The organism is Pristimantibacillus sp. Z349TD_6, assembly GCF_056173205.1.
In genome coordinates, this window is the sequence record NZ_CM149662.1 from 2,478,830 (window position 1) to 2,503,814 (window position 24,985).

The window sequence follows — 24,985 nt, forward strand, 5'->3', positions numbered from 1 at the left end:
TGTATCTCATCCCTTACAATAAGAGGACGTGATACTGGGAAGGAGAGGTGGAGCATTGCGAGTCTTGTATGCTATAAGCCGATACATCGGCAAGTCCCTGTATCGCAAAATATTATTGTCTTATTTGATTATTATCGCTTTAATTGTATTCGTGCTCCTGTTCGACTTCTATTTCCGAACGGCTAATGACTTGCGGGCACAGGCAGTAGATAGTCATCTTCGCCTGACGCAGCAATCCGCTTCCACGCTGAACGCAAATATGACGAACGTCAAAAGCTTTGCCTGGAACTACTTTGGAGACTTTGACTTTCATCAGTTTGTGCGCGGTATGGGCACGGATCCGGAGGGACAAAGCTCTTACCGCGGCAAAATATCCAATTTTGTATACAATCATCCCATTGTATCGAATGTGGTGATCTCGCAGCTTGACGGCTTCGCTATGCGGGTAGGCGGTCTGGTATCCACCCTGATTGCCCCCAGTGAAATGCAGCGCTTGACGGAAGTCGCGATTGGAGCCAATGGCAAAGGCTTGTGGCTGCCTACGGACATGTACAATCCCAGCGCGTCAGGACAGCAGGTCGGTTACACGCTGTCGTATGTCCAAGCGATTCGACAAATTACCTTGACATCGCCCGGTCCCATTATTGGTGTGATGCATTTTACGCTGTCATCGGAATCGCTGGAGCAGTGGCTGGCGGAAAGCGAGGGGAGCCGAGAGGGCAGAACCTATCTGGTGGATAAGGAGCTTGGCACCATCGTGTATTCCAGGCATGCCGCTGAGCGGGGCAAGCGCATCTTGACCGCTGAGGAGCTGCTGATGGTGGGCAGCCAGAGCAAAGGCCACTATTACCGTTCCAGCTTAGGAGAAAACCAATTGATCGCTTATGACAGTCTGGGTCATACGGGCTGGCTTGTCGTTACGGAGGTGCCTACTCGGGTGCTGACGGAGTCTGCCGACAATTTCACGAAGCGGACGATCTGGATTGGCGTGTTCACCCTGCTGTTCTCCATGCTGTTGGCGGGATTTATATCGTCCCGCACCATTACGCCGCTTAAGCTGCTCAGCAAAGGCATGAAAGCGATTGAGAAGGGTAATTATTCCGTCGTGCTTCCCGTGCGTACCGAGGATGAGATCGGGTATCTGAGCAAATCCTTCAATCGTATGACCAGGGAGATTAACCGTCTGATCAGCAAGGTATATGAATCGGAAATAGTGAAAAAAAATGCGGAAATCAAATCGCTGCAATCGCAGATTAATCCCCATTTCCTGTACAACACCTTAGGCATTATCGATAGTATCTCCTCGCTGCACGGGGACGATCGAGTATCTCTGATCAGCCGCTCGCTGGCCAAGATGTTCCGTTATAATATAAGCGGCAATGATGTGTCCAAGCTGGATGCGGAATTTCAGCAAATCAGGCTCTATTTGTCCATACAGAAAATCCGGTTCGACAGCAGGCTGGACTACACCATTTATTTGGAGCCGGGTCTGGAGCAGGTGCCGATCCCAAAGCTTCTGTTCCAGCCGCTAGTGGAGAACAGCGTCAATCATGGAATCAGCCATAGCATTGATGGCGGGATTGTCCGAATTGAAGCGATTTCTCTGAGTCAGGACGAGCTTCAGGTGAAAATATGGAATAATGGTTTGGTCATTGATGAGGAGCGGCAGCAGTGGCTGAGGGCGCTGCTGCAACTGGAGGATGCTCCTGCAGGGCTTGAACATCAACAGGCTTCTATTGGCCTTCACAATGTGCAATCCCGTATCCGCATGTTATATGGTTCGGAATGCGGCATTACGTTCAGCAGCGACGAGCAATATGGGACAACCTTTTCAATTACGATCAAAACCTATTTGCCCGACCAGGAGGCTTAAACGATATGAGAATTATGGTGTTGGATGACGAGCCCATTATTCGACAAGGCATCATCCATAAGATTCGTCAAACCGGTCTGCCTGTAGAGGTCGTAGCGGAAGCGGGGGACGGGCTCAAGGGGCTGGAGCTGATGAAGACAGCGAAGCCGGAGCTGATTGTAACGGATATTCATATGCCCGGCATGAACGGTCTGGAATTTATCCGACATGCGTTGGAGCTGGATGCCCGGGTTAAGCTGATCATTGTCACCGGCTATGATCAATTTGATTACGCCAGGCAAGCGATCAAATACGGAGTCAGCAATTATCTGGTGAAGCCGCTGGAGGACGATGAGCTGTATGCTACGCTGATGGAGCTGTTGGAGCGCAGAGAGGCGGAGCAGCAGACGGATCAGATGATTCAGGAGCTGAAGTGCGTGGCTGAAACAAGCCAGGAGGCTTCCCGTCAGCAGGCGCTTACCCAATTCCTGCAGGAAGAGGACTTCGCGGAGGCCAGCAGCGAGCTGAATGAGCTTGCGAAGCATGGAGCTGCCTTTACGGCGGTTGTCCTCCAATTGGAGCCGTTCAAGGTGCCTCATGGCTCCTTTGGTCCAGGTGAGGAGGAGCTGCTCTGGTTCGCAATCAAAAATATTGTAACGGAGCGCTTCCTGTCCAATGCTATCAGGGGCATCCTTGTGCATCATTCGCTGAGGCGCTTCGAGCTGGTGTACGTGCTTGGACTTCAGAAGGGGCAGGACAGCGCGGGAGTGACCTATACGCTGGAAGCGATTTCGTTCGGCATTCGGAAGTATCTCAAGCTGGGAGTCACGATAGGCGTAGGGCCTTATCAGCCACAAATGGCGAAGGTGCAGGAGAGCTACCGGGAAGCGAAGCAGATCGCCAGGAACGCGATCCTTCATGGAGGGAATCGGATCTATCAGGCCCAGGGCGCAGCGAATGGGGGCCAAGAGGCGCAACGGAAGTCCTTTATCGGCCAAGAGGATGTCAAGCTTCTGGAGGATTGGCTGGGCAAGTGGGAGAAGGACAAGGTTCACAAGTGGATCGAGCGGCGGCTTGGCGCCATTGTGCAGGAGCCCGCCTCCAGCTATGTGATGGTGGAATGGTTCTGCGTGGATTTGTATCTATTCCTCAACAAATATTGGATCACCCATGCCACGGATTCGCAGTGGGCGATCGGCGAGCTGACAGATTTGCAGCGAGAGCTGCAGCAAGCGACAGCATGGCATGAGATTGTCGAGCAGATGAAGCGGCTCGTTACGAATATGATTGGCTTATTGTCCAAATCCAATAATATTGAAGGAAAAGAAATTATGGAGGCGGTTCGGCTCTACTTGGAGCGCCATTACGCAGAGCCTATCCAGCTGGCGATGATTGCGGAACGGTTCTTTATTCATCCCAATTACTTCTCCAAGCGCTTTAAGGAGAAATACGGGGAATCCTTTGTTGATTTCTTGAATGGGCTTCGGATGAAGGAAGCGGCGCGGCTGCTGGTGGAGACCGATATGAAGATACGCGATATCAGCGAGAGGGTCGGTTTCGACGATGCGGCTTATTTCGGAAGCGTATTCCGCAAGCGCTTTGGCGCTACTCCAGGCCAATATAGGGATAAGAGCGCTCCGCATGCGTAGAAAGGAGGGGAGAAGGATGGTTGCAGGTATTGTGACAAGAGCGACATTAGCGGCGGGCGCTGTCCTATGGTTCCTATTGTCTTTGACCGCGTGCTCCGGAGATAACCATCTGAAGCTGGAAGATGGCTTGACGGACCCTGTTATCGAAATTGTTGTCTGGGACAAGCCATTCGCGGGCTCGGCAGAGAAGGCGTATTACGAGCGCATGTTTCAGGAATTCGAGCAGGCCTATCCCCATATCCGGGTGATTCATATGGAGGCGGCCTTCCAGAAGGAACGCGAGCAGTTTATGACCGCTGTCGCAGGGGGCGAGCAGCCGGATTTGTACAATGCCGCATTTCCCGATATGGAGTCGTACATTGATCAGGGCATTCCTGCCGATATTACAGAGCTGTGGACACAATATCCGGACAGCGCCGACTATTCCTCCATTGCTATGACGACAGCGGAGAAGGATGGACGAATCTATGGTATTCCTAACTTCATGTATGTGACAGCCTTGGCGTATAACAAACGGATTTTTGAGGAGAATGGCATCAACCCGGAGGAAGCGTTCTTGAATTGGGACTCCTTCGCAGCGGCGGCGGAGCAAGTGACCGACCGCTCCAGCAATCAATATGGCTATACCATTCTGGGAACCGAGTGGGCGGATTGGTTCTATGAATATTATGTGTGGCAAGCCGGAGGTGATCTTACCAGCAAGAATCCTGATGGAACCGTGCAGCTGACCTTTAATTCCAATGCCGCGGTTCAGGCGCTGAGCTATTATCAGGATTTGAAGTTCCGCTATGGCGTGACGCAGCCCAACACGCTGCAAAGTCTGGATGACAACAAAAAAGACTTCTACGCTGGGCGCGCCGCGACGATGATTACAGCCTCCAACTGGTTCGGGGAAATGCTGGAATCGGGTGTTGACATGGATGATATCGGTGTGATGACGTTTCCGAAGGGTCCCGCCGGCGTGTCACTCGCACAAGTGGGCGGGGGCATCTGGATATTGAACCCGAACGCAACGGAAGAGAAGCAGCGGGCAGCCTTCACCTACGCGACCTTCATGACATCCAAATACGCGTTGGAGGAGATGCTTCGATTCCAGAAGGAGCACGGTATGCTGCCCAATCTATTGTCAGTGCGGGAGGATGTTGATCCTATCTCTTACGCCGAAGGGATGCCGGAGGAGCTTGTCCGCAGTATTCAGCGGGCAGCCGAGGGGAGTCGGCTTGAATATTTCCTGAAGTCCCGTCTAAGCCCTTATGTCTCTGCTGCGGTTCAGGAGGTTCTGCTGAATGAAAACACAAAGCCATATGATGCCCTCACCCGAGCGCAGGAGAAAGCTCAGCGCGAGGTCATTGACGCTTATAATATGGAGTTCGACTAATCCAGGCGAGCGGACAGCCTTCCAAGGCTTCCGCTCGTTTCTGTATGTATGGTTAAGATTTTCGTATGAACCGCTTAATATATTCTTACAGCTCACGCCCCCATTCCTTCTACAATAAGAAGTGTAAAGCAAAGCAAAGCAAAGTTTAAGCACATCACTCGAATGGGGGAACTATCAGTGAAAAAGAAAGCAAAGCTAATGGCTGTTCTGGCCCTGACTCTTGTTGTATCGCTGTTCATGGCAGCATGCTCCGGCAACAACGGCGGCGGCAATAATGGAAGCGGCAACGGAGATGATGCCGCGTCAGCACCGCCTGCTACGGATGAAGTGGTTGAGATTGTATCATGGGACATGCCGCAGGACGGCGACCCGGCTAAGCCATATTGGGAGCAGGTGTTCAAGGATTTCGCCGAGAAGTATCCCAATATCAAGGTTGAACACGTCATGCAGACGCTGACCAAAGAAAGAGAGCAGTTCATGACAGCCGTTGTAGGCGGCGAGCAGCCGGATCTGTACGCAAATGCGTTCCCGGATATGGAATCCTACATCGACCAAGGCATTGCGGCTGATATTACGGAGCTGTGGAACAACTACGCGGAGAAGGATATGTTCCTGCCATCCGCTACACAGGCAGCTACAAGAGACGGCAAAATTTACGGCATTCCGAACTTCATGTATGTAACGGGACTGGCTTACAACAAACAAATGTTTGCTGACGCGGGCCTGGATGAAAAAGAAGCCTTGAAGGACTGGGAGTCCTTTGGAGAAGCGGCGCAGAAGCTGACGGACGCCTCCAAAAATCAATATGGCTACGCTCTGCTGGGTATGGATTGGGCGGACTGGTTCTTCGAATATTATGTATGGCAAGCCGGCGGCGACCTGACCGAGCAGCAGGAAGATGGAAGCGCTAAGCTGACCTTCACATCTGAGCCTGCCGTAAAGGCGCTTCAATACTACCAAGATCTGAAATTCAAGTATAAAGCGACACAAAAAAATGTGGTACAAAGCCTGGATGAGAATACCAATGACTTCTATCAAGGACGCGCAGCTTCGATGATTGCGGCATCCAACTGGTTCGGCGGTATGGTATCCTCGGGCATGGATATTGAAAATATTGGCTTCTCCGCACTGCCTCCGGGCCCAGGCGGAACATCCCCAGCACAGGTAGGCGGCGCGGTGTGGATCTTTAATCCGAAGGCAACGCCAGAGAAGCAGCAAGCGGCGTTCACATACGCAACGTACCTGATGTCAAAGGAAGTACAGGATGGCCTGCTGCAATATCAAATGGATAACGGAATCTTCCCGAATCTGCTGAATGTAAGATCTGATGTTGACGCATCCCAATTCGTAGAAGGTATGCCCCAAGAGCTGATTGAGAACGTGCAAGCGGCTGCCGGCGAAGGGCGTCTGGAATACTTCCTGAAAGCGCGTCTGAGCCCTTATGTGGTCAAAGCTGTTCAAGAGGTGCTTCTGGATGAGAAAGCGGATCCTATGGCGGTTATGCAGAAGGCGCAGGGTCTGGCACAGCGTGAAGTCGTAGACAAATATAATCAAGAAGTTAAAAAATAATAGCCATTGGGATTCTCCCGGCAGGGGGAATCCCGATAGCCGTTCCTGGGGTGAGGGAGACATATGTTGCGTACATTAAACATTCGCTGGGTGCCTGTTCTGTTTCTGTTGCCTTCCGTCGTATGTTATTTGCTGTTCAAATATTATCCGTTGTTGAATATGGCGTATATTAGTTTTTTTGACTATAGCATCGTTAATCCGCCTGGCAAATTCATCGGCTTCGCCAACTATACAGAATTTCTGAGCTCAACCACGTTCTGGCAAGCGATTTCGAATACATTTATATTTTTTGCGCTTTATTTGGGCCTGACGTTCTGGATTCCTATTGTTCAGGCTTTGTTCCTATACGACATTCAGAAGGGTAATGCGTTTTTTCGATTCATGTATCAAATGCCGACAATCATGCCGCTTGTAGGCGGGGTGCTCGTGTGGAAGTGGATGTACAACCCGGATTTTGGTCTGCTCAACTATTGGCTTGATTTTGTAGGATTAGGTCCATACCTGTGGCTCAACGACGCCACGATGACGAAGCTTGCGATTGTGTTGCCCGCTGTATTCGCCGGCAACGGCATATCGCTGCTCCTGTATTATTCTGCGCTGAAGTCCATTCCAACGGAAATATTGGAGGCGGCGAAGATGGATGGAGCTGGTCCATGGAGAAGAATGTGGACGATGCTTCTGCCCAACATCAAATTTATTATAGTTATTCAATTTGTAGCCTTTATGTCAGGCGTATTGCTGGCTTATGACCATATCTATATTATGACGCAAGGCGGACCGGCCGGAAGCACAACCGTGGTGTCCATGCTCGTGGTCAACTCGGCCTTCCAGCAATCCCGATTCGGCATATCCGGTGCGGTATCCGTATTTATGTTTATCGTCATTGCGGTGCTGACCCTCATTCAGAATAAAATTTCCGCAGAAAAGGATTGATCATATATGGAACGTACACGCATCAGGGAAAAAGGCGGAAGATCGCTTAGGATTACGGCCTATGTGGTGACGATATCATTCGTAATCTTTGCGTTGATCCCCATTCTGTGGATGTTCGCCTCCTCGCTTAAGACGGAGAAGGATATTAACTCCTATCCGCCCAAGTGGCTGCCGACGATTCCCCAATCCATTGAAGTGACCATCGATTATACGGGGATCAATGAAAGCGATCCGGAGTTTTACGAGAAGGACGCCATGAGAGCCATGTGGTACCCGTGGATGAAAAATATTCGGGAAAGCATCGGCGATGTGACCGTGACTGGCGTGAAGGACGGGCGAACGCTCTATACGGCAGAGACCGTCTCCTCCATGTTCTTCGTAGGACAGCCCAAGGTTGTGCCAACCACGATCTTCAACGACAAGATGATGGATAAGAAGCTGCCGATTATTCGGGAGAACAAGCTGTCCAAGTTCAATTGGGAGGGGGAGGGCGGCAAGAGCATAGCGGTAACGCCTTCTATAGCGGAGTCGGATCTGTCCACTCGCTTCTCGGCCTTCTACGGATCCAATGAGCTGGTTAAAGGTCAAGTAGTTGCCATTAGCGAGACATCCAATTGGATTCGGATATTCAGCAGCTATACGGCGCTGAACAAGGTGGCGCAGGATACGGCCGGGGCGCTGGGCTTCGCCCAATACTTCCTGAACAGCGCCATTATTACAGTGGCGAGCGTGCTTGTGCAGATGGTGCTGGGCGGGCTTGCCGGTTATGCGCTGGCTCATCTGATCGAGAGCAAGAGATGGAAGTTTATATGGGTGATGTTCTTCTTGGCCACTATTATGATTCCGGATATATCCTTGCTGCTGCCCCTGTACCTTCTAATGAAAGACTTGGGTCTCGTCAACTCTCTGCTTGCGGTTATCCTGCCGCACACCGCGTGGGGGATTGTGATCTTCCTGTTCAAAGGCTTCTTCGATCAGGTGTCCAAGGAGCTGCTGCAGGCGGCCAGAGTGGATGGCGCATCAGAGCTCAGAACCTTTCTGCAAATCGTGACGCCACTGTCCATTCCAATCTTCACTACGGTCGGCGTTATGACCTTCATACCGGTATGGAATGAGTTTCTGTGGCCGCTTGTCGTCAACAGCTCGCCGAAATATTGGACCTTTACCGTTGCGCTCAACGATCTGCAAAATCAGCCAAGCGTGCTGCAAAACATGCTGATGGCCAGCGCGTTCGTATCTATGATTCCACTGCTGCTGATCTTTCTGTTCGCGCAGAAGTATATTGAGAAGGGCGTTGCGTTCTCTGGCGTGAAGGGTTAAGCAGCTTCAGGACAAGGAGGCCGATTAGCGATATGAAAGGAAAGGTTGCGATTGTAACGGGCGCCGCTGGAGGCATTGGCAGAGGCATCGTCGAGGTGCTGCTTCGAGAGGGCTGCCGCGTCGCTATGCTGGACTGGAACGAGGATGCTGGCCAAGCGGCCATGTCAGAGCTGACTGCTACCGGCGGTGAAGTGCTGTTCATACGTACGGATGTAGCCAAGGAGGAGGAATTGCAGGCGGCTGTGGAGCAGACCGTCTCCCAATTCGGTGATGTTCACATTCTGGTTAATAATGTAGGAACTCATTATTACAGGCCGGTGGAGCAGATTCATTCGGAGGAATTGGATCGTGTGTTGCGGACGGACCTGAAGGGGCAGTTCCTCCTAATTCAACAGGTGCTGCCTCATATGAAGCGGAACCAGTCAGGTTCCATTATTAATATCGCCTCCGTACATGCGCATGTTACGCTTCCGGGCTTCAGCTCCTATGCGGCGATCAAGGGCGGAGTAACGGCCATGTCGAGGAGTCTTGCGTTGGAGCTGGCGCCATTCGGCATCCGGATTAATGCCGTTCTGCCAGGATTAACGCGGAACATAGCTATGGATCGATACCTGAGCACCATTCCCGTTGATAACCGCAAGACGAGGGAAGCGGAGCTGACCCGGAATATCCCGCTGGGAAGAATGGCGGAGCCTGACGAGATTGGCGAGCTGGTCGCTTTTCTTGCAAGCGACAAGGCCTCATATATGACGGGGGCCTCACTGGTTATTGACGGAGGAGTTTCGGTCCGACTGCATAATGATTATTGATCCTGTAAGGTGCCTGGCGACTGTGCTGGGCGCCTTATTTTTTTGCTTAGTCGGACCGCTATAGTGACGAAGTGAATGGAAGCATCAACGCTCCGGGAACGAGGTCGAAATCAGAGCATCGGAAGTCGCTTATTGTCCTTATGAAGACCTCTCATCCTCGGTATGATGGTGATGTAAGCGAAACCATTACACGATGACAAGTACACGTTGACAAGTCTCTGAAAGAAGGTAGAGGAAGCTTGATTATGATGAAAAATGAGAATCGAAAGGTGCATTTGGACTTTCACACGCCGTACTGGGTAAAGGAAGTCGGACAACAGTTCGACGCGGTGAAGCTCGTGAACGTTTGGAAAATGGCGCACATCAATGCGGCAACCGTCGTATTTGGCCTATGTGCCTGTGGCAACGCCTATTATGAGTCGGATCATGCGCCGGTTCATCCCGGCATGAAAAGAGATATGCTCAGAGAGCTGCTGCCGGTGGCAGAGCGGGAAGGGATTACCATTTATGTCCACTTTGGTCCGGGTATTAACGATCGATCGGTCATTGAGCACCCGGAGTGGGCGATGGTCAATGCCAGTGGACAGAGGCTCGATACGAATGGCGGCAAGGATTGGGGATGGGCGTGCTTCAATTCGCCTTACGTCACCGAATGGTTTTACCCCCAGCTCGAGGACTTTGTCCGTCAATTCCCGCAGGTTGCGGGTGTATTCCTCGATATGGTGACTTATCCTCGCGACACCTGCTATTGCACGTATTGCCGCAAGAAGGCGGTGGAGCTGGGATTAAATATTCATAAGCCTTCCGATCTTGCGATGCTCTGGGAACGGACGCTGGAGTCCTTTATGGCGAATGCCAGAAGGATAGTGAAGGAAGCGAATCCAGCTATGGGCTTCACCTCCAATTGCCGCTGGTTCGTAGGCGGGGCGCGCTCTTCATCACTGGATTCTATAGAGCTGGAGGCTCCTGTCAGCTGGAACAGCTACCACTATGCGGTTATGTCTCGATATATTCGGAATCTGGGCATTCCGCATAATGCACAGACGACAAGATTCCCCAAAAACTGGGGGTACTTCGGCAGTCTGAATAATGAAGTACAGCTGATGTATGAGTGCGCCTCCATCTTGGCCACCCTCGGAGCGATCTGCATTGGTGATCATTTGCCTGCAAGCGGCAAGCCGGAGCAAGCTGTATATGACCTGATCGGCAAAGCATACGAATTCGTCAAAGCGCGTGAGGACTGGGCGCTTGACGCCCGTACGGTGCCGTATCTCGCCATACTCGCCGACAATCAACGCATGGTTCGAGGCGATGGAGCAGAGGAATTCGGGCATCAATCGCCGCAGGCTCTGTATGGAGCGGGATTGGCGTTGCTGGAGGCCAATCGGCATTTTGACGTTATTGATGAGCAGACTGAGCTTGATGCGTTTAAGCTGATCTGGCTTCCGGAAAATATCTCGCTTGATGAGTCGCTGGCATTCAGGCTGGATGATTATGTCCGCAATGGAGGAAAGCTGCTCGTGACCGGCAGCGGCTTGTGGAGCCATGCAGTCTGGCGAGGCTGGCTTGAACGAGCGGCCAAGGTGCGTTGGCAGGGCAACGGCAAGGAGGACGGTGAGTTTATACAGCCGCTGGAGCCGATTGCTAGGGAGATTCCTGCCTCGCCCATGTTTGTTAAGGGCTGCTTCCCGCGTTGGGAGGTACTCGAAGGTGGGTCTGCCGTAGCAGAGGTATACCGGCCTTATGAGGATATATCGCCATCCCATCGTTATGGCCATTTTCACGCTCCTGTCGGCGATAAGGCGCAGTATCCTGGCGCGGTCAAGGCCGCTTACGGGAGAGGGGAGATCATCGTGTGCGCCGCAGAGCTTGCTCGGGATTACTTCCGAATCGGAAGCAGACATGTACGCCAGACGATTATCAATATGATGGATGCGCTTGTTCCGGCATCGGAGCAAGTGGTGGAGGTGCAGGCAAACTCGCCTGCTGTCGAGGTGTCGCTGATGGAGAAGGAGGATATGTGGGTGCTGCACTTGACCCAGTTCAGCGCGAAGCGGCATACCGGCAATACGGTAGTAGAGGAGGTGCCGATTCGCACGCATATTCCTGTCGTGCTGCGACCGCAGCGGCAGCCTAAGCGCGTATACGCTGTTCCGACAATGGAGGAGCTGAGGTGGACGTGGCAGGACGGCGAGCTGAGATGTACGGTGCCGGAGCTCCATATTCATCTAATGGTCGTTGTCCAATTTTAGAGGCAAGGAGGAAGGGGCTCGCCCCTTCTCTCTAACCCATTCATGCTTTGCACCAGCTCCCGATACTGCCCCGGCGTTGTTCCTTCCTTGCTTCGGAAGATGCGTATAAAATAACTGCTGCGCTCGAAGCCGATGTGATCAGCAATGTCTTGAATGCTGATCATGGTATTGGCAAGCATTCGCTTGGAGTGCTCGATGCGCATATGCTGCATGTATTGATGAGGCGTCATGCCTGTATGCTTCTTCATGCAACGCGTAATGTAATCCATGTTAAAGTGAAATTCCGTTTCGAGCTGTCGTGCACGTAGAGGGGTATTAAAGTTTACTTCGATATACCGTGTAACCTTGGTGCACAGCTCCAGCGATCGAGGCATCGCCTTCTGACGATAAATGATATTTTGTAATTCTACGAATAAATTCGCTGCCAAGCTATGGAGCTCCAGCACATTCTGAACGAAGCTGTGGTCACGAATCTCGACCATTTTGTTCAGAAGGGGGATGAAGTCAGATAGTCTTATGTCCGCATACTTGGGCAAATACATATGGTGTCCTCTTGGATTGGGATCGTGATCGCAGCCGGACTGCAGAGAGCTCGTCCACGAAAATCCGCTGCTGTCCAGCTCGCGGTGCGGGTAGGGATGGCTGAAGTGCAGGAAATACGTCTCCGTATTGTCCTCACATGGCATATGTCCCCAATGTGTGCGAGAGGGCTCCAGCAGCAGCATCTGTCCCGATGAAATCGTATAAGAGTGATCATCCTCGGTCATATATAGCGTGCCGTTCGTCACGATAATAAGATCAAAGATGCCCCAGCTCCGCTGAAAGTGTGCTTGACCTCGCCTCCACCAGGAATGCCCGACTGTGATGAAGTGAGGCAATTGAGGAATCGTAAGCTCTAACATTTTCATAGGCAGCCTCCTTGAAGATGGTAACCGAATTATACTCTAAATCGATGAGAGAGGAGTAGTGAGTTTGACAAAAAAACTGAAACTTCTAAATATATGGCAGCTGTATGCTATGTTGACCCTCCCCATACTGTACCTGCTTATTTTCAAATATTATCCGATGTACGGAGCAATCATCTCTTTCAAAAATTATTCGGCGGTAAAGGGTATACTGGGCAGCGAATGGGTGGGGTTTAAGCATTATACCCAATTTTTCGCAGCATACGACTTTTGGCGCATCATGTGGAATACGATCAGCCTTAGCTTATACCAGCTAATAGTGGGTACGCCGTTTCCAATTCTGCTTGCGTTAGGCTTGTATCTGGACACGCTGGAGGGGATGAACCTGAAGCGGTATATCGAAATTTATCAAGAATCTTACGATAAGAGATAGCGAAGAGAGGGCGAAGGATATGAAACGTTACGGCAGTGTGATTCGCGTACGACCTGAAAAGCTGGAGGAATATCGTGCGCTCCATGCTGCGGTATGGCCGGCTGTACGTGCTACCATCCAGCGATGCAACATCCAGAATTATTCTATCTTTAATAAGGACGGATGGTTGTTCAGCTACTTTGAATATGTTGGCGATGATTATGAGCGGGATATGGCAAACATGGCGGCAGATCCGGCAACACAACAATGGTGGAGCCTGTGCAAGCCCTGTCATGAGCCGCTATCCACCCGTACGCCCGGGGAGTGGTGGGCGAGTATGGAGGAGCTGTTTTACCAGCGTTAGGATTTTTGTATATTAAGTTGGCCGATTGAAGCGAAACGTATCACGAATAAAATGTGTATTGACGATCGTATGAAGTCGTCATATAATTATGTTGTGCCCGAGCACGAAATGGTGATCACTGCTTTCGTGCTTTTTCTTTTCTCCTATTTTGTGCCCGGGCACAAAATGGATGTATAACGTAATAAAGGAGGTATGGCTCTTGGCAATCGTCGTGCAAAAAAGAGATTACAGCTTGACCGGTCCAGAGGGCAAAGTAGCTGAGGAGCGGGGGCTTGCCGCCGCGGAATGGTACGCAACGCCGATCCCGCGTGCGAAGATGAAGGAATTGATGAAACGAAAGGACGGCCCTGCGATTAGAGATACCCTCATTTGGTTTGCATCGCTTATTTAGTTTGGCATTCTTGCTTATCTGTCATGGGGAACGTGGTGGTCGATTCTCGCTTTTTTTGTTTACGGCACGTTCTACGCTTCGCCCGGCGACTCCCGCTGGCACGAATGCGGACACGGCACTGCTTTTAAGACGCCATGGATGAACGATGTAGTGTATCAGATCGCTTCTTTTATGGTACTGCGCTCTGCAACACCTTGGCGGTGGAGCCATGCCCGCCATCATACCGATACGATTATCGTCGGACGCGATCCTGAAATTTTGACGGAGCGACCTCCGATTTGGAAAATTATTGTGATGCAAATTTTTCATCTGTATGGCGGGACGATAGAGATCAAACGGTTTTTCCTGCACACGGTCGGCAAGCTGGAGGAGGAAGAGAAGGAGTACATTCCGGCTTCGGAGCATAATAAAGTGTTTCGTGAGGCTCGTGTGTACCTGCTGATTTTTGCTGCTGTGATTGGCGCATGTTGGTATACCGGCAGCCTATTGCCGGCGATGTTTATTGTACTTCCTTCGTTTTATGGCAATTTAATGGTGCTGTTGTTCGGCATGACACAGCATCTTGGATTGTATGAGGATGTGCTGGATCATCGCTTAAATACTCGAACCGTCTATATGAATCGTATCTTCTGTTTCTTGTACTGGAATATGAACTATCATGTTGAACATCACATGTTTCCGATGGTTCCTTATCATGCTTTGCCTAAGCTGCATCAGGAGATGAAAGGCGATTGCCCTGCGGCCCGTCCGGGACTGTGGGCGGCGCTGAAGGAAGTGATTGGAGCCTTGCGCAATCAGAAGGATAATCCGGCATATGTTGTCGTCAAGCCGCTGCCGGCTGCGGCACAACCTTACAGGTATAGCTTCGGCCAACATAACGAACAAAGGAGTGAGATGCCATGATGAGCGGAGAATGGATTAAAGTATGCAGGGTAGACGAAATCGAGGAAGAGGATGTTATTCGATTCGACCATGGAGTCCGTACTTTCGCGGTATATCGCACAGACAAGGGGCAATTCCACGCTAGCGACGGTTATTGCACGCATGAGAAATTCCATCTGTCTAATGGATTGGTGATGGGAAGCGTTATAGAATGTCCGAAGCATAACGGCCGATTCGACATTCCGACCGGCGCTGCCAAGCGTGCGCCTGTATGTGTTGATCTTCGAACGTATCCCGTTAAGGTGGAATCAGACACGGTATTTATCCAGATCGATTAGATGGGAGCGGCAGAGGATGAAAGAGCGTGGAATGGTGATCGTCGGAGCCGGCGAAGCCGGGGTCAGGGCAGCGTTGGAGTTAAGAGTCCGCGGATGGGATGGCGCGATAACGCTGATCGGGAACGAGGGTTTGTTGCCGTATGAACGGCCTAAGCTGTCGAAGGAATCGTTAGTTTCGGAGGAGGAAACGGGTCCCGTTATCGTTGTTGACGCATCGAAGTTGATTGAGCAGTGTATCGACTGGATCAGCGGCGACGCTGTGCGCCGCATTAACCGAGAGGGACATTGTGTAGAGCTGGCCAGCGGGAGAGATGTTCCTTATAAGCGACTGCTGCTCGCAACAGGCGCCAAGCCGCGGGAGCTGCGCACGGTCGGCGGCGGATCGGCGGATCTCCTCTATCTGCGCCGCTACGAGGATGCGATTCGTCTACGCGCCTCGCTGCAGAGCGGCTCACGCATTGTCATTATTGGCGGGGGATTCATCGGCCTCGAGGTTGCGGCAAGCGCTGTGCGTAGAGGCAGCGCCGTAACGTTGCTGGAAGCAGGGAGCCGTCTACTCGCTCGAGGCGTGCCTAAGGCTGTGGCGCAAGTCGTGGAGCAGGAGCACCGGAATCAAGGCGTTCGTATTGTCACGGACGCTCTTCTGGAGCGCATCGACAAGGAAGCTGGCGAATACAAGGTGCGCCTGACCGATGGTACCTTCATTTGTTGCGATGCCGTCATTGTTGGAATTGGAGCGGTGCCGGAGACTGCACTGGCAGAGGCATGCGGACTCGCACTGGATAATGGCATAAGCGTGAACGATCGGCTGCAGACAAGCGATCCCGATATCTATGCGGCGGGCGACTGCTGCTCCTTCCCGCATGCCTTGTTCGCCAGTCGCCGCATCCGGCTGGAAGCCTGGCGCAACTCAGTCGACCAAGGGATGCATGCGGCAGGCAGCATGCTTGGATCGGAGGAGCCGTACATTGCCGTGCCTTGGTTCTGGTCAGATCAATATGAGCTGTCGCTGCAGGTAGCCGGATTGGTCGATCAAGGCGATGTCATTGTGGAGCGAAGGATGGGCGAGGAGGGATGCCTTTATTTCCACCTGGATGCTGAAGGTGTGCTGGTCGCTGTCAGCGGCATCGGACGTGATGGCGCGTTGTCCAAACATATTCGGATTAGCGAGATGCTGATCGAGAGCAGGGTCAAGCCGCCGGCGGAAGCGCTCGCGGACAACGCTGTAAGGCTCAAACAATTGTTGCCTTAAAGACGTTGTCTTGATAACACTATTGTAATCTTCCATAATAGAATCCATAGTAATACGCAGGATAAGATGGGAGAATGTTCATGAGCGTAACAATTCGGCAAATTGCCATTCAGGCAGGCGTATCCAGAGGAACGGTTGACCGCGTGCTGAATGGTAGGCCGGGCGTCAAACCGCATATTCGGGAGAAAGTAATGGCCATTGCCGAGGAACTGCATTATGTGCCTAACGCCGCGGCCAAGGCGCTTGCTTTTAGTAAGAAACCGCTACTGGTCGGCATCATTATGCCGCCGCAGGAGATCGAATTTTTCCGGGAAATACGAGCCGGCATCGAGCTGGCTGCGGAGGAATGGAAAGGATTTGGCGTCCAGCTTGACTATTATTATGTAAATAATCGTAATCCGGAAGAAGGAGCAGCAGTCATTCGCAAGCTTGCGGCTGAAGGTGTCAGCGGCATTATGTTTTCGGTTATGGACGATGACCTGATAAGGCATAGCATTAATGAGGCGGTTGACAGAGGTGTTCCTGTCATCACCTTCAATTCGGATGTTGAGCAGTCCAAACGAATTTGTTTCGTAGGGCAGAATCTGCCTCAAAGCGGTCGTATTGCCGCCGGTCTGATGGCACGTATGCTTCGCTCGCCAAGCAAGGTGCTGGTAGTGACGGGCAACATGAGCATTTATGCGCATCGCGCCAGAGTAAAGGGATTCGGTGAGCAGCTGTCAGCAAGCGGCATTGAGGTTGTTCAAGTGATTGAGGGCTTTGATCGCTTCGAAGAAACCTATGAGAAGCTGCGAGAGGCGTTGACAAGCCATTCGGAGATTGACGGAATCTACATGGCAAGCGGTCATACGGGGGCATGCCTATATGCGGTCAAGGAGATAGGAGGTCCCGGCCGATACCGAATAATAACCAATGATTTGATGCCCGAGGTAGAGCAGGGCATGCGGGAAGGATTCATTGACTTCACGATTGTTCAGAATCCAGCTCAACAAGGTTATCGTTCGCTCCGAATGCTCTATGATTTTATTATTAGCGGCAAGAGGCCGGAGCAACAATATTATTATACGGAGACGAGTATAGTCATTCCAGAAAGTTTGTAGAAACGAGATGGAAAGGTTGAATGCAATGCATCGAAGTCATTATGAAGTCAGAGTCTTGGAGCAGGACGGGGCAAAGGTATATGAGCTGCACGATTCTGAGCATGACGCGGTTGCAGTGGTCATGCCGGAAGCGGGCAACAATGTTATAGCTTATAGCTCTCGAGGCATTCCGGTCTTGTCGTCTCCGCCGAATATAACAGCATTTATCGATAATCCGGACGCGAGAACGTATTTCGGAACGCCGATTTTGTTTCCTCCCAACCGAATTCAGGGAGGAACATACGTGTTTAACGGCATCAGATACCAACTGCCTATCAACGAGCCGCCCAATCATTTGCATGGTGAGCTATGCCGCCGGGCGTGGACCGTAATCGATTATGGTGTTTCTACCGAACAGGGGGCGTTTGTGACAGGCCAATTCGAGGTTTCGTTGCATGCCGACATGATGGCCTACTATCCGCATGAGCTTAAATTTAATGTAACACATCGGTTGTACAAGGGACGTCTATTCATGGAAGTTGCCGTCTTCAACGAAGGTTCGCAAACGGCGCCATTTGCGTTCGGCCTTCATCCGTATTTTCATTTGCCGCCTGAAGAGACACGTCTAACTGTTGCTGCGAACAATGAATGGCCAGTGACGAATGAGGTGTTCGTGACCGGATTGCCGGAGCGCACTGCTTTGGTAGAGAAGCTGAACGATTGGGAAGGTATATCTCTCCAAGATTATCCGCAGCTTGGGTGCTCGCTTGTCACGATAGCTGATGGGGAACGTGTCAGCCGCATTCGTATGATCGAGAGCGGTTATCAGATTGCTTACGAGACGGATGAGAGCTTTCCGTTTCTGCTGGTTTTTAAGCCTAATTGGTCATCATCCATTTCGTTGGAGCCGTATACCTATGTGACGGATGCGTTCAACTTGCCTTATGATGCTGGTCTGACAGGCAGCAGGGGCATCAAGCCCGGCGAAGTCATACAACTTCGTACCGCTATGTGGGTGGAGCTGCTGGATAAATAATGGAATGAACGCTTGCTACATCTGTGGTGGGCGTTTTTAATTGTATGATATATTGTAAGAAGAGTGGTTGTATTACAGGTAGTATTTGGTACACTATATTCAGCTTTTGATTTCCTAACACCTGGATTTATAATCATCATTCATACGGGGGGTATCCTATGTACAAGCTAATTGTTCTGGATGATGACCTAATTATCCGTAAAGGACTTGCTGAACTGATTCACTGGAATGATATGGGATTCGAGTTGGTACAGGATTTTGCAGATGGAATCGAAGCCATTCCGTATTTAGAGAGTCATCCGGTGGATGTTATCCTGACGGATATTGAGATGGCTGAGGTTTCAGGAATTGATCTGGCGGAATTTGTATTTCAGAAGCAGCTTCCTGCTAAAGTGGTCTTCTTAAGTGGTTTCAAAGAGTTTGAATATGCCAAGAGTGCACTAAAGTATAATGTGGTGGATTACTTGCTAAAGCCGACACAATATAATGACATCGTACGCTTGTTTGGAAAGTTGAAAGAGAATCTGGACATGGAACGAAAAGCGATGGACGACATGGAAGTGGAGGCGCGTCGTTACAACGATCTCCTACCGGTCATTCAAGAGCAGTTCTTTACCGATGTATTAATGGGCGCACTAAAGAACGAGAAGGCAATGGCCGATCGATTAAAAATTCTTCAGCTATCTACCGAGTTGCTAAACAAAAGCGTCTATATTATCGATATCGATTTTCCCCCTTCTACACTAGCCGCCCGTTCGGACTATGAATTTAAAGTCAGTATCGGAAAAGTGGTAAAGAGACTAATGGAGCATAGGATCAAATCATTGTCTTGTTACCCTGTATACCACGTATTTGGGCGGATGAAACTGGTATGCCTGTCTTTAAGCGATAATAGAGATGATTCAAAAAATCAAATCACCGAGTACCTGTTCGAATTAATGAAAGCGGTTAAAAAAACGTTTGGTGTAGAGCTGAAGACGTCTCTGGAATCAGATCATGATAGCTTAATCGCCTATTCACAAGTGAATCGACCGATGGAAATCGTGCAAGATCAGATCTCGGGTAAACGAAGAATAGCCCCCGATCATTACGACAAACTGATTCATAAATATAAGCTTTTTGTATCTAATGCGGTTGCCGGAAATACAGAAGAAGTGGACAACATCGTGGAGCATCTGCTGGATGAATTTCAAGAGCTTCCATTAAGCTTTACACAGCGGTTGGTAAAGGATTTGCTGGCGATTGTTGCGGGTACCTTTACAGACGGCAATGCCAACGTTAGCGTTGCTGCTCATAAATATACAGATCTGGTCAATGCACAGTCAAACGATGAGATAAGAGATTGGAGCAAAAATGCGATTAAAGGCGTATTAACCGAAATGGAGGAGCAAAGAGACGAGTCGGCGAAGCGTCTAATGAAGTTAGCTATTAATTATATATCTTTACATTATCATGAGGGCATCTCATTGGAAAATGTGGCGGATCATATTTTTTTAAACCCGGTTTACTTTAGCAGATTTTTTAAGCTGCACGCCGGCGTTAATTTCTCGGAGCATTTGACTCAGGTTCGAATCCAGAAGGCGATGGAGCTGTTAGGCGAAAATAAATATAAGGTTCATGAGATTAGCGAGAAGGTGGGTTATTCGAACAGCAAATACTTCTCGAAAGTATTCAAGCAGCAGCTAGGTATCACGCCAAAGGAATATGTATTGAACCTAGTTTCGCAACGCATGGCAGGCGGCTCAGCAGAATGATACAGAAACATAAAAGGTCCGGGCTTGTTCGAAATTACAAATTTAAAAGTCTATTCGTTAAAAGCATGCTATTGATTATGGGGCTTGTATTTATTCCTTTTGGGAGTATGAGCTACATCATGTATCATCAGCTGTCGTCGACCCTGAACAGTGAAATCAGCAAGCTCAGCGTCAACTCGTTGACACGGACAAGGGAGGCTGTAGAGCATATTCTGGAGCAGTCTGATCGTCTTGCTGCCAAAATCTCATTGATGCCACAAGCTGAGGCTTTCATTCTTTCCAAGAGCAAGGAGGGGATGGGAGGGAATATCGAAATGCTGAACAAATCCATAGTGATGTTCACGGATGTGTTTCCGTACATCGATTCGATTTATGTATATTCCGAGTCCTCTGGTATCATCCTCTCAAATAAAGAATTGAATCCGTTGGATTCTTCCCTCGATTCATCATGGTACCGGGAATTTATGAACAGACCTACGAATGAGCCTTGGATTATGGCGCGTAAACGAGGGGATCGCTACCCTTACTTTCTAACGATTATACGGCCTTTCTATCGATACAGCGATGAAAAGCTGGGTACGGTAATTGTGAATATTAATATAGAAGAGCTTGGGAAACAGATCGGCCAGGTAGGTCTGCCAGAACAAGAGAGGCTTTTTGTGGTGGGTCAAGAGGGGCAAATTTTGTATTCTCAGGATTACAGTCAAATTATGACAAACCGCAAGGAGCATAGTATTATCAAAGACATCAGGGATGAGGGCACACATATATCAGAATTCCAGGGAGTCAGATATGTCATCTCCACTGTGAAATCCGAAAAGCAGCCCTGGTTGTATATATCTGTTGTTCCGCTGGAGAAGTACGGCGACGAAATGAAAAGTGTGAATCGTAATTTAGTTGTATTTTATTCGATAGGCGTACTTGTGATGCTTGTTATTGCATTTGTTATTTCGATCAAGACGTATGAACCGCTAAAGGCGATTATGAGCTTGATAGAAAATCCGAGAGAATGGCTGAATCAGCCACAAAATCAAAAGTTAAAAGATTCCGAGGCTACAAACGAGTTGAATTATATTATGAAAAATATTAGTGTTTCCTATGATTCCCGTCAGGAGCTCGAAACTGAACTTAAGAAGCGGATCAGCATCTTGAACAAAGCGAAGACTTACGCACTGCAAACGCAGATCAATCCACACTTTCTGTTTAATACGCTTGAAACGATTAATTGGATTGCGATTAGACAGCTGCAAGGTAGGAACGATATTTCCCTGCTCATTACGGAGCTGTCCAAGTTATTGCGGATCAGCTTGGAATCGGAGCAACAATTAGTCTCGCTTGAAGAAGAGATTCGTAATGCGGAAACTTACATCGAAATTATTAAAATTCGTTATTCGAATCGAATCGGCTTCATTTGGGAAGTAGATGAAGGGATGCTCGATCGGATGGTGCCAAAGCTCTCACTGCAGCCTATCATCGAAAATGCGGTGCAGCATGGGATGAAAGCGAATCAAGCTGGCATCATTCGTATTACCGCTAAACCGGATCAAGGGGAATTGGTGATCGAAGTGCGTGATGAAGGCGTAGGTATGGAACAAGACAAGCTAAGCCAATTAAATGAGGATCTTCGTATCGTCAGCGAAGAGCTGACGGGTAAGCACATCGGACTAAAAAACGTAAGTCAACGTATTCGTCTCATTTTTGGCCATACCTATGGGCTGCATATTTCGAGCGAGCGCAATAAGGGAACCGTGGTCACGATACGGATTCCAGCCATTGAACAGTAGAATCGATAGAATTTGAAGACATCCCAGAAAATAAGTTAAGAGAACAACCCAAAAGTAAAATAAGAAGTGTAGAATACGGAACTCGAACACGTTATACTCTCCCTTGTCAAGCCATGTAGGGAGGTGAGAGCATGACGGAGATACGCAATTATTGGCTTCAAACGATGCTGCGCATCGTAGATCCGGTACTGAATCATCTGGCCGATAGAAATTTGAAGTTGACCATGCCAGTTGGGGAGCAACGAGACGAACGTGAGAAGTTCACTCATCTGGAGGCTCTTGGACGATCGTTGTCAGGTCTGAGCCCTTGGCTTGAACAAATCGCATTGACAGGAGAAGAGGAACGGCTTCGGAAACGATATGCCAAGCTGGCCAGGGAGGCAATCGATGCCGGCACAGATCCGGGTTCCCCGGATTACATGAATTTCTCCACGGGCTCCCAGCCCATCGTCGATGCAGCGTTCTTGGCGCATGCCCTTGTGCGATCGCCTAAACAATTGATATCGAAGCTGGACGCACGCGTGAGGGGCAATCTTGTTGGAGCACTTCAGCAGACACGGAGCAGGAAGCCAAACTTCAGCAATTGGCTGCTGTTCAGCGCGATGATAGAAACGGCTTTGTACGTGATGGGGGAAGATTGGGATCCGATGCGAGTGGACTACGCGCTGCGGCAGCATGGTCAGTGGTATGCTGGAGACGGGCTGTACGGCGATGGACCGGAATTCCACTTCGACTACTACAACAGCTTTGTCATTCAGCCGATGCTTGTTGATATCGTTGCAACAGTAGGAAAGCAGGATCCGGAGTGGGAGATATTCGAGCAATCGATTCTCGAGAGAGCGCAGCGGTATGCATCGATTCTCGAGAGAATGATTTCCCCGGAGGGCACATTTCCACCTATTGGCAGGTCGCTGGCCTACCGATTCGGCGCCTTTCAGCATCTTTCACAGCTCGCATTGCAGCACAAGCTGCCTCCGGATGTGAAGCCGTCGCAGGTTCGCAGTGCTCTTACAGCTGTTATACACAGAATGATGGATATGCCTGGAACCTTTAATGACGGCGGCTGGCTTACGATCGGCTTTGCTGGATATCAGCCGGAGATCGGCGAGCCTTACATTTCAACAGGCAGTCTTTACTTATGTTCGACGGTGTTTCTGCCTCTAGGTCTGACTTCTGAAGATCCGTTCTGGAGTGACTCCGATCAACCTTGGACAAGCCTTCAAGCATGGGGAGGTCGATCGTTTCCGATCGATGAGGCGCTTAAGCTTCCGAATATCAGACGATGCGGTTACCATCATTAGACAGAGGGGTGTAAAGCTATGAATCAGGAGAAGAGGCCGAATATCATCTTTATCATGAGCGACGACCATGCGGCCCATGCGATGAGCTGCTACGGCAGTCGTGTCAATCAAACGCCTAACATTGATCGCATTGCGGAGGAAGGAATGCGCTTCGACAGCTGCTTCTGTACAAATTCGATTTGTACGCCTAGCAGGGCAGCCATCCTGACGGGATTATATAACCATGTCAATGGTGTGCGAACGCTGGCTGATCGATTCGATGGAAGACAGCTTACCTTCCCTAAGCTGCTTCAGGCCGCCGGATACCAGACAGCCATGGTTGGAAAGTGGCATCTGGGACATGGGGGGCATAGCGACCCGACGGGATTTGACTATTGGAATGTGCTGCCGGAGCAAGGGGATTATCATGATCCAGAAATGATTGACATGGGAGAGAGGAAGAGCTATAAGGGGTATGTCACGGAAATCCTTACCGATCTGTCGCTGCAGTGGCTCAGCAGCCTCGATAAAGAGAAGCCGTTTCTGCTCATGTGTCATCATAAAGCGCCACATCGCCCATGGGATCCTGATCCCAAATATGCCGATCTGTATGAAGATGTTGAGCTCCCGGAGCCGGAAACCTTCTGGGACGATTATCAGAACCGCGCACAGGCAGCCTCGGCAGCAGCTATGAGGGTGGATCGCGATCTTAATGAGCGCGACCTCAAGGGTAAGCCGCCCGAGGGGCTGACAGATAACGAAAGAAAGCAGTGGATGTATCAGAGGTATATGAAGGACTATTTAAGATGTGTGGCATCAATTGATGATAATGTCGGGAGAATTCTGGACTACTTGGATGCAGAAGGATTATCGGAGAATACGATGGTGGTGTACACGTCCGATCAGGGTTTCTTTCTCGGGGATCATGGTTGGTATGACAAACGATTTATGTACGAGGAATCATTGAAGATGCCTTTTGTTGTGCGTTACCCGGCCGAGATTGCGCCTGGTTCATCGACGCAAAGCTTTGCGCTGAACGTAGATTTTGCACCGACGTTCCTGGAATACGCAAATGTGGATATACCTGAAGCCATGCAGGGGAACAGCTTGCGTCCGTTAATGAAGGGCAACACGCCCGAAGGCTGGCAGACCAGCATGTATTACCGCTACTGGATGCATATGGCCCACCATGGTGTATATTCGCATTATGGTGTTCGGACTCGGCAATATAAGCTGATCTATTATTATGGGAGGGCTCTCGATGCCAAAGGAGCAATGGATGACAGCAAAGAGCCGGAATGGGAGCTGTTCGACCTTGAGAGGGACCCAAGCGAGCTTTGCAATGAGTATGGCAATCCAGACTATGCCTCCATTGCAGCCGATCTGAGGCAAGAGCTTCGCAGGCTGCAGCTTGCGGTTGGGGATGAGCCGGATGAAGAGGCCTAACATTATTTGTATTTTAAGCGATGATCAGCGAGCCGATATGCTTGGTTGTATGGGGCATCCGATAAACGAAAGCATGGAGTGAATGCGGGAAGGAACAACGGATACTTCTGGCCATGGAGGCAAGAGAAAAAATTAAATACAGAGCGCCAAAGCGGCCGATCAGGCATGAATTCCTGATCGGCCTTTCTCGTCTATAACAGGACTTATGCCGTTCGCGAGATACTAATCACGATTCCATCTGGACTATAAACAAGGTAAGGTAAAGAAAAGATACCTTTCTATAATTATGAAGAAAATGCT

The 24,985-nt window shown here is 50.1% G+C and carries 21 protein-coding genes; 20 read left to right on the forward strand and 1 reads right to left on the reverse strand.

Going from position 1 to position 24,985, the window contains the following annotated elements; translation table 11 throughout:
- Positions 1 to 55: 55 nt before the first annotated feature.
- The 8 genes from AC0VYE_RS10490 (at position 56) to AC0VYE_RS10525 (ending at position 11,762) form a co-directional block, all read left to right on the forward strand.
- Entirely contained in the window at positions 56 to 1,873 is a 1,818-nt protein-coding gene (locus tag AC0VYE_RS10490; protein ID WP_475447701.1) for a cache domain-containing sensor histidine kinase, read from the forward strand.
- A gap of 5 nt (positions 1,874 to 1,878) precedes the next feature.
- Positions 1,879 to 3,501, forward strand: coding sequence for a response regulator (locus AC0VYE_RS10495; protein ID WP_209071901.1), 1,623 nt, complete (start codon positions 1,879 to 1,881; stop codon positions 3,499 to 3,501).
- A gap of 16 nt (positions 3,502 to 3,517) precedes the next feature.
- Positions 3,518 to 4,879 carry an extracellular solute-binding protein gene (locus tag AC0VYE_RS10500; protein WP_087569024.1) on the forward strand — a complete coding sequence of 454 codons (1,362 nt, stop codon included), beginning with the start codon at positions 3,518 to 3,520 and terminating at the stop codon, positions 4,877 to 4,879.
- A 177-nt stretch (positions 4,880 to 5,056) separates the two neighbouring features.
- Positions 5,057 to 6,448 (forward strand): extracellular solute-binding protein, encoded by a 1,392-nt coding sequence (locus AC0VYE_RS10505; protein ID WP_256975716.1) that lies wholly within the window; start codon positions 5,057 to 5,059, stop codon positions 6,446 to 6,448.
- A 63-nt stretch (positions 6,449 to 6,511) separates the two neighbouring features.
- A complete protein-coding gene (locus AC0VYE_RS10510; protein WP_087569022.1) occupies positions 6,512 to 7,381 on the forward strand; it encodes a carbohydrate ABC transporter permease in 870 nt (289 codons plus the stop codon).
- Positions 7,382 to 7,387: 6 nt separating this feature from the next.
- A complete protein-coding gene (locus AC0VYE_RS10515; protein WP_087569021.1) occupies positions 7,388 to 8,701 on the forward strand; it encodes a carbohydrate ABC transporter permease in 1,314 nt (437 codons plus the stop codon).
- Between the two features lie 32 nt (positions 8,702 to 8,733).
- Positions 8,734 to 9,510, forward strand: coding sequence for an SDR family NAD(P)-dependent oxidoreductase (locus AC0VYE_RS10520; RefSeq protein ID WP_475447705.1), 777 nt, complete (start codon positions 8,734 to 8,736; stop codon positions 9,508 to 9,510).
- A gap of 245 nt (positions 9,511 to 9,755) precedes the next feature.
- Complete coding sequence (locus tag AC0VYE_RS10525) at positions 9,756 to 11,762, forward strand: alpha-amylase family protein (RefSeq protein WP_475447707.1); 2,007 nt, start codon at positions 9,756 to 9,758, stop codon at positions 11,760 to 11,762.
- Here AC0VYE_RS10525 and AC0VYE_RS10530 read toward each other — a convergent pair.
- On the reverse strand, positions 11,759 to 12,670 hold the full coding sequence (locus AC0VYE_RS10530; protein WP_475447709.1) for a helix-turn-helix transcriptional regulator: 912 nt from the start codon (positions 12,668 to 12,670) through the stop codon (positions 11,759 to 11,761). The two genes, AC0VYE_RS10525 and AC0VYE_RS10530, sit on opposite strands and share 4 nt — an antisense overlap.
- A 64-nt stretch (positions 12,671 to 12,734) precedes the next feature.
- On the opposite strand from AC0VYE_RS10530, the gene AC0VYE_RS10535 reads away from it, so the two are divergent.
- From AC0VYE_RS10535 to AC0VYE_RS10590, 12 genes are all read left to right on the forward strand, one after another.
- Positions 12,735 to 13,100, forward strand: coding sequence for a hypothetical protein (locus AC0VYE_RS10535; RefSeq protein ID WP_475447711.1), 366 nt, complete (start codon positions 12,735 to 12,737; stop codon positions 13,098 to 13,100).
- Positions 13,101 to 13,119: 19 nt separating this feature from the next.
- Positions 13,120 to 13,443, forward strand: coding sequence for an L-rhamnose mutarotase (locus AC0VYE_RS10540; RefSeq protein ID WP_475447713.1), 324 nt, complete (start codon positions 13,120 to 13,122; stop codon positions 13,441 to 13,443).
- Positions 13,444 to 13,642: 199 nt separating this feature from the next.
- The gene (locus AC0VYE_RS10545; RefSeq protein ID WP_475447714.1) at positions 13,643 to 13,834 is read left to right on the forward strand and encodes a hypothetical protein; all 192 of its coding nucleotides are present in this window, start codon (positions 13,643 to 13,645) and stop codon (positions 13,832 to 13,834) included.
- A gap of 42 nt (positions 13,835 to 13,876) precedes the next feature.
- Positions 13,877 to 14,737 carry a fatty acid desaturase gene (locus AC0VYE_RS10550; protein WP_475449521.1) on the forward strand — a complete coding sequence of 287 codons (861 nt, stop codon included), beginning with the start codon at positions 13,877 to 13,879 and terminating at the stop codon, positions 14,735 to 14,737.
- Positions 14,734 to 15,054: a MocE family 2Fe-2S type ferredoxin gene (locus AC0VYE_RS10555; protein ID WP_475447716.1), complete on the forward strand. Its 321-nt coding sequence runs from the start codon at positions 14,734 to 14,736 to the stop codon at positions 15,052 to 15,054. The genes AC0VYE_RS10550 and AC0VYE_RS10555 overlap by 4 nt, the downstream gene beginning before the upstream one ends.
- A 31-nt stretch (positions 15,055 to 15,085) precedes the next feature.
- The gene (locus tag AC0VYE_RS10560) at positions 15,086 to 16,306 is read left to right on the forward strand and encodes an NAD(P)/FAD-dependent oxidoreductase (protein ID WP_475449523.1); all 1,221 of its coding nucleotides are present in this window, start codon (positions 15,086 to 15,088) and stop codon (positions 16,304 to 16,306) included.
- An 80-nt stretch (positions 16,307 to 16,386) separates the two neighbouring features.
- Positions 16,387 to 17,406, forward strand: coding sequence for a LacI family DNA-binding transcriptional regulator (locus AC0VYE_RS10565; protein ID WP_475447718.1), 1,020 nt, complete (start codon positions 16,387 to 16,389; stop codon positions 17,404 to 17,406).
- A gap of 25 nt (positions 17,407 to 17,431) precedes the next feature.
- Entirely contained in the window at positions 17,432 to 18,421 is a 990-nt protein-coding gene (locus tag AC0VYE_RS10570; protein WP_475447720.1) for an aldose epimerase family protein, read from the forward strand.
- A gap of 158 nt (positions 18,422 to 18,579) precedes the next feature.
- Positions 18,580 to 20,175 carry a response regulator transcription factor gene (locus AC0VYE_RS10575; protein WP_475447722.1) on the forward strand — a complete coding sequence of 532 codons (1,596 nt, stop codon included), beginning with the start codon at positions 18,580 to 18,582 and terminating at the stop codon, positions 20,173 to 20,175.
- 119 nt (positions 20,176 to 20,294) lie between these two features.
- Positions 20,295 to 21,959, forward strand: coding sequence for a sensor histidine kinase (locus AC0VYE_RS10580; RefSeq protein WP_475447723.1), 1,665 nt, complete (start codon positions 20,295 to 20,297; stop codon positions 21,957 to 21,959).
- 131 nt (positions 21,960 to 22,090) lie between these two features.
- The gene (locus AC0VYE_RS10585; protein ID WP_475447725.1) at positions 22,091 to 23,260 is read left to right on the forward strand and encodes a DUF2264 domain-containing protein; all 1,170 of its coding nucleotides are present in this window, start codon (positions 22,091 to 22,093) and stop codon (positions 23,258 to 23,260) included.
- Between the two features lie 18 nt (positions 23,261 to 23,278).
- The gene (locus AC0VYE_RS10590) at positions 23,279 to 24,685 is read left to right on the forward strand and encodes a sulfatase family protein (protein WP_475447727.1); all 1,407 of its coding nucleotides are present in this window, start codon (positions 23,279 to 23,281) and stop codon (positions 24,683 to 24,685) included.
- Positions 24,686 to 24,985 lie beyond the last annotated feature (300 nt).